Origin of the sequence: Xenorhabdus yunnanensis (assembly GCF_028598805.1) — a bacterium.
Taxonomy (GTDB): domain Bacteria; phylum Pseudomonadota; class Gammaproteobacteria; order Enterobacterales; family Enterobacteriaceae; genus Xenorhabdus; species Xenorhabdus yunnanensis.
Genome location: NZ_JAQRFI010000104.1, coordinates 1 through 4242, shown reverse-complemented (window position 1 = coordinate 4242; position 4242 = coordinate 1). Strand labels below are relative to the sequence as shown.

Below are 4242 nucleotides of genomic sequence, written 5' to 3'. Positions count from 1 at the left end.
TTTCGGTCAGTTGTTTATAGGTCATAGCGCATTTTCCTTTGGCGAGAAAGATGCCTACTATAGCAACTGACCGCCTTTCTTAGAAATTGCACTTATTAGGTGAATCCACGACATTTAGCTTATTCACATGAAAGTTCCCTTTTCGGTCTGTATCTAAAATATGAAAATCACAGTTATCAAGAAAAGAAAGGTTATTATTGACATGCAGCACATATCGCATAAAAAGAGTAATAACCCCGTCATGGGATACCACGAGAACGTTCTCTTCATCTAAATTTGAATTTACTATGCTTTTCATCTCACTAGTGAACCTCTCCAGACAGTTATCAACACCTTCGCCGCCTTCAGGAGTAAAATTCTTCTTACCCAGCTTATTAACAACGTCGCGCCAACGGATAGTATCTTTAAATTCTCCGTCAAGAACCCCCAAATGACGTTCTTTTAGATTTGCACGTTTAATCACATTTGCCCCAGTAACGGAAGATATGATACTAGCCGTCTGTATTGATCTAATGTAACTTGAGCAATAAATCAATTTGATACCAATATGATTCATTTTAGGAGCAATACTCATCACATTTTTTATTCCAATCTCACATAAGGGAATATCAGTCTGACCCAACATTCTTCCCGTCAAATTGTAACTGGTAATTCCATGTCTCATTAAATAAATCATGTTTCGTTAACATTATTATTTAAAATTTTATTTATCGATACCTCAATAGACATATCTGAAGAAATCAGACCGTCTGGTATGCTAAGATTAAACTCTTTTTCTAGTACTACTGAAATTTCCAGCAAAGTTAAAGAGTCTAGCTCATCGTAAATAACATTTTTAGTTATTTCATCAACTGAAACATAATACTTATCTGTAAGGAGAGACTTAATACGGTCAAAAATAATATCTTTCATATCTCACCCCATTTAGTTAGTTAAAAACTATGGATCTAAATACAGAGTTAGGCCATTTAATAACAGCAGCGCCCCATGTGATTCCACCGCCAAACGCAGTAAGAACAATTTTATGACCGGGTTTTATTGTATTATTTCTGGCATGGACGGCTAGCGTTAGTGGTATCGATGCAGCAGAAGTGTTCCCAAACTCCTCAATACTCATTAACGCTTGTGTTTCCTTCAAATCAAATAGCTGAGTTAAAGTATCTATTATTCTCTTATTTGCTTGATGTGGGACAATATAATCAATTTCACTTGTGTTTGTATTGCTGAGTTCCAGTACTCTTTGAACAGAATCCTTCATATATGAAATGGCTTTCAGAAAAACCTCTTTGCCTTCCATTTTGAAGTATGAAGATTTTGAAAGCATATCTCTGCTCACTGAAAGCTTAGACTCACTCCCCCATTTAAAATGGTAATTAAATTTTCATATTCACCATCACTTCCTGTATAAGTGGAAAGGATATTTTCTTCATCTCCTTGTTCAAGAATTACAGCTCCCGCTCCATGTTCTGCTCAAAAAAAATCGGACACTTATCATGATGAACAAACACATTAACTGGCTTTGTTCATTTATGACTGATTTTGGTAAACGCCTTGCCACACTGCGCAAGGCCAGACAGCTTACACAGATAGAACTGGCGAATCTGTTGGATATCCAGCCCCGGATGGTGGGACGGTGGGAGCAGGGACAGGTTAAGCCCCAGTTTGATTACATCATTAAACTGGCGCAGTTACTGGAAGTCAGTATTGACCATTTACTGCTGGGTGAAGAAGGAGCAACCGCACCTGTTTTTGATATTAAAAACAAGCGGCTAAAAGAGTTGTGTAAGCAGGTTGACGGGTTAAAGGCAGAAGATCAGGATGTGATTTGCCGTATTCTGGATATGGCAATCACCCAAGAGAAGATTAAGCAAGCAATTAATATTACACGATGATATTTAACGCGTTCTGGCTGTGTTGGAGCACGGCCAGAACGCTGACCATAACCAACTAGTTGAGGTAGTTAATGATGGCTAAGGCGCATTCTAAGCAAAACCGTGCAGTAAATAAAGCTACGAAAACAGAACGTTATTACACCGTGGGATACGTGCCGCAAAACGGCAGGCCGAACCCCCGACCCGCGATAAATTTAACGGGAAGATGGCTTAAAGCCGCCGGATTTGAGATTGGTGGCTCACTCACCGTCAAGATTATGGACGGCTGTCTGGTGCTGATCCCTGACAGCAACGACACCCACAGCATCAGGCAGCAGTACCAACGCCAGCTCAGTGAAATTAAGCTGCGAATGCGGGAATTGATTGGGGATTATCAGGCGGGATAATAATAAAAAGCCGGAAGATCATGGAAGATCTTTCCGGCTTTATGATGAGAAAAAATTAGATTCTATCTACTTCCATAAATGGAAATTATTTCTCCTGTATTAGCATCCATTGTTACTTCAATATCTTTAAGATCACCACTGGAAAGATCCATCCAATTATCAGAAGTAACTTCTATCTCATAAAAGTAAACCAGATATAATTCTTTATTACTTTCTCGGCAAATAGCTTTCTTAAATGAAATATAATGATTTTTAATATCAATATTTCTTTTTTTAGCTTCATCATTCGCTGCATTTATAGCTTTGAATAAAAATGAAGTGTATTTTTTATCCACTTTTAGGAGAACATTTTCATCATTACTATTTTCTGATTCACCTAATTTCATATAACCGTCTCCATTAAAGATGTATTGCCTCAGAATAGTGACTGATGAAGCCAGTAATTTTCTTAAATTGACCGCTAGGAGTACCCAATGCATTGATAAAACCTGGGAATGTTCGACTAGCAGCATTGTGAATCCTGATATCGGCTGGAGAAAAATTATCACTATTGTGCACATCCCCAGCCTTATTAGTGCGTTTAAATGCATCATCAGCATAATCACCATGTGTATGGTATTGTCCAACTGGCGTTGCATCCTTAGGTAAGCGTTTAGATGTTTCTTTAAAAGTAGGAGCCGTTCTACTTTTTCCTAACATTCCTCTGGTATATCCATAAGAGCCATCCTTCGCCCTGAATATAATACCTCCATATTCTTTGTTCATACGGAGAGACATAGGATTATATTTATTTAACGCGGCCCTCGCGGCATCATCCGCACTCGAAAACCCTTTGCCACATTTTCTACTGAGTCCTAGAGGATCTGTCCAGCCAGTGGGATTATGAACATAACTATAGGGATTTTTACCACCCAGCAGCCCAATCGGATCAGGCGTCAGATACTGCCCGGCCACCGGCGAATAATACCGGAACCGATTGTAGACGAGACCACTCTCTTCATCCAGCCACTGCCCGGCAAACTGAATCCCCGGATTCAGTTCCGCATTTTCACCCGGCACACCCAGACGCAGCCCGTACAGGCTTTGCGGCGGTTGCCGCCAGACCCGGTGCCCGGCTTCATCAAACAACGCCAGTGGTTCGCCCGTTGGCGCACAGACCGCGTACTGTGTCTGAATGTTTCCGGCGATAAGTTCATGCCGCCCATTGCCCACGTACCCCCGCTAACACCTTGGCCTCCGGGCAGTCCGGCCACGATCTGCCCCCGCACCGAACCTTAGCGAACTCAACGGGGACGGGCGGGCTGTCCGCTGGCACCGGCGTGACTGTCTGATACCCTGCTTTCCGCGGGTTCAGTGCATGAGCGGCTCTCCGGCGGTTCGGTGTCGGCGTCGGGCTGCTGATTGTCTGCCCGCTCTGCCGGGTGCGTCTGCCGGTGCACTTTCTTCAGGTGCCCGATGGCAACCCGCGTATAAATTTGGGTGGTTTCCAGTCGTTCATGCCCCAGTATCGCCTGTATGTGCCGGGTGTCAGCACCGTTGTCCAGCATTTGTGTCGCCATCGAATGGCGGAACAGGTGACAGGCGCCGGGTTTGTCGAGCTGCGCCTGTTCACGGATAGTCTTTCCGACAATCTGGCTTAAGTAGTCACGCGACAGGCCACGCCCCCGGTCGGAGATAAACAGGTAACCACTGTCACGGCGCGCAGCCAGTCGCGGGCGGACCTGCGCCAGATACCGGGTGAGCCAGTCCAGCGCCCGGATGCCGATAGGCACGACCCGGTCTTTCTGCCCCTTGCCCTGACGCACACAGAGCACCCCGCGCCCGGCATCAATGTCCCCGGGGCGCAGGTTAGACAGTTCCATGCGGCGAATGCCGCTGCTCCAGAGCACTTCCAGCATCACCCGGTTGCGGAAGCCGTGCAGTGTTCCGCAGTCCAGACTGTCGAGCACCTGCCCGATTTCGTC

General features: G+C 44.5%; 8 protein-coding genes. 2 read left to right on the top strand and 6 right to left on the bottom strand.

The features are described 5' to 3' along the window. Window positions 1-79: 79 nt before the first annotated feature. The 3 genes from PSI23_RS20425 to PSI23_RS20415 are packed head-to-tail and all read right to left on the bottom strand — an operon-like array spanning window position 80 to window position 1324. Window positions 80-664, bottom strand: a complete 585-nt coding sequence (locus PSI23_RS20425; RefSeq protein WP_273556793.1) for a histidine phosphatase family protein — start codon at window positions 662-664, stop codon at window positions 80-82. Window positions 665-672: 8 nt separating this feature from the next. Continuing rightward, window positions 673-912, bottom strand: coding sequence for an acyl carrier protein (locus tag PSI23_RS20420; RefSeq protein WP_273556792.1), 240 nt, complete (start codon window positions 910-912; stop codon window positions 673-675). Window positions 913-928: 16 nt separating this feature from the next. Then, entirely contained in the window at window positions 929-1324 is a 396-nt protein-coding gene (locus PSI23_RS20415) for a 3-oxoacyl-ACP synthase III family protein (protein WP_273556791.1), read from the bottom strand. A 169-nt stretch (window positions 1325-1493) separates the two neighbouring features. Here PSI23_RS20415 and PSI23_RS20410 point away from each other — a divergent pair, with 169 nt between their 5' ends. Together PSI23_RS20410 and PSI23_RS20405 are read left to right on the top strand one after the other, a co-directional pair. Continuing rightward, window positions 1494-1892: a helix-turn-helix domain-containing protein gene (locus PSI23_RS20410; RefSeq protein ID WP_273556790.1), complete on the top strand. Its 399-nt coding sequence runs from the start codon at window positions 1494-1496 to the stop codon at window positions 1890-1892. Between the two features lie 74 nt (window positions 1893-1966). After that, the gene (locus PSI23_RS20405; RefSeq protein ID WP_273556789.1) at window positions 1967-2278 is read left to right on the top strand and encodes a SymE family type I addiction module toxin; all 312 of its coding nucleotides are present in this window, start codon (window positions 1967-1969) and stop codon (window positions 2276-2278) included. Between the two features lie 62 nt (window positions 2279-2340). Here the strand turns inward: PSI23_RS20405 and PSI23_RS20400 are convergent, their stop codons facing one another. From PSI23_RS20400 to PSI23_RS20390, 3 genes are all read right to left on the bottom strand, one after another. Continuing rightward, window positions 2341-2664: a PepSY domain-containing protein gene (locus PSI23_RS20400; protein WP_273556788.1), complete on the bottom strand. Its 324-nt coding sequence runs from the start codon at window positions 2662-2664 to the stop codon at window positions 2341-2343. 13 nt (window positions 2665-2677) lie between these two features. Beyond that, window positions 2678-3490: an RHS repeat-associated core domain-containing protein gene (locus PSI23_RS20395; protein WP_273556787.1), complete on the bottom strand. Its 813-nt coding sequence runs from the start codon at window positions 3488-3490 to the stop codon at window positions 2678-2680. 71 nt (window positions 3491-3561) lie between these two features. Further along, a partial coding sequence (locus PSI23_RS20390) for a tyrosine-type recombinase/integrase (RefSeq protein ID WP_273556786.1) occupies window positions 3562-4242 on the bottom strand: 681 nt, incomplete at its 5' end.

What these genes read in the sequence shown, in the direction of transcription:
- PSI23_RS20405 (WP_273556789.1), top strand. Translation starts at nt 1,967, where the DNA reads ATGGCTAAGGCGCATTCTAAGCAAAACCGTGCAGTAAATAAAGCTACG.
- PSI23_RS20420 (WP_273556792.1), bottom strand. Translation starts at nt 912, where the DNA reads ATGAAAGATATTATTTTTGACCGTATTAAGTCTCTCCTTACAGATAAG.
- PSI23_RS20410 (WP_273556790.1), top strand. Translation starts at nt 1,494, where the DNA reads ATGATGAACAAACACATTAACTGGCTTTGTTCATTTATGACTGATTTT.
- PSI23_RS20425 (WP_273556793.1), bottom strand. Translation starts at nt 664, where the DNA reads ATGAGACATGGAATTACCAGTTACAATTTGACGGGAAGAATGTTGGGT.
- PSI23_RS20400 (WP_273556788.1), bottom strand. Translation starts at nt 2,664, where the DNA reads ATGAAATTAGGTGAATCAGAAAATAGTAATGATGAAAATGTTCTCCTA.
- PSI23_RS20415 (WP_273556791.1), bottom strand. Translation starts at nt 1,324, where the DNA reads ATGCTTTCAAAATCTTCATACTTCAAAATGGAAGGCAAAGAGGTTTTT.